This window comes from Catenulispora pinisilvae (genome assembly GCF_015356865.1).
GTDB classification, from domain to species: Bacteria; Actinomycetota; Actinomycetes; order Streptomycetales; family Catenulisporaceae; genus Catenulispora; species Catenulispora pinisilvae.
This window is the reverse complement of sequence record NZ_JAAFZA010000547.1, coordinates 1-787: the sequence shown is the minus strand read 5'-3', so window position 1 is coordinate 787 and position 787 is coordinate 1. Positions and strand designations below refer to the sequence as shown.

The following is a 787-nucleotide window of genomic DNA, read 5'->3' as shown; positions in this document are numbered from 1 at the left end:
GTGGAGGGGCGTGGCGACGGTTCGGCGGGCAGTGAGGTGCAGAGTGAGAGTTCAGACGAGCTAAGCGAGAGTCACTGGCGCGGGAAATACGAAGGCGACTACGAAGGCGTTGGGCGAGGCGCGAATGCTCGGCGCGAGGATGGCCGGGGCCAAGGTGGTGCGGAAAGCGAAGGCTCCGAGAGCCGCGACACGCCAGACGAAGGCGTTGGGCAGGGCGAGAATCCGCAGCGCGACAGAGGCCCGGGCGAAGGTGCTGCGGAAGACGACAGTTCCGGGCGCGGCGACACGCCAGGCGAAAGCGTTAGGCCGGGCGGGACTGCTCGGCGCAAGGACGGCCGAGGCGAAGGTGCTGCGGAAGACGAAGGCTCCGAGCGCCGCGACACGCCAGACGAAGGCGTTGGGCAGGGCGAGAATCCGCGGCGCGACGGAGGCCCGGGCGAAGGTGCTGCGGGAGACGACAGTTCCGGGCGTGGCGACACGCCAGGCGAAGGCGTTAGGCCCGGCGGGACTGCTCGGCGCAAGGGCGGCCGAGGCGAAGGTGCTACGGAAGACGAAGGCTCCGAGCGCGGCGACACGCCAGACGAAGGCGCTGGGCCAAGCGAGACTGCTCGGCGCAAGGACGGCCGAGGCGAAGGTGCTACGGAAGACGACAGTTCCGGGCGCGGCGATACGCCGGGCGAGGGTGTTGGGCCGAGCGGGAGGCCTGGGAGCGGCGGCGCGCGAAGTGGCGGGTCTGGGGTCGGTGGGCTGCGGGGCGAGCGTGCTGCGGAAGGCGAGGGTTCTCGGG

General features: G+C 71.3%; 1 pseudogene. It reads right to left on the bottom strand.

The features are described 5' to 3' along the window. Positions 1 to 60: 60 nt before the first annotated feature. A pseudogene (locus IZR01_RS49395) lies at positions 61 to 787 on the bottom strand (hypothetical protein); the annotation flags it as partial.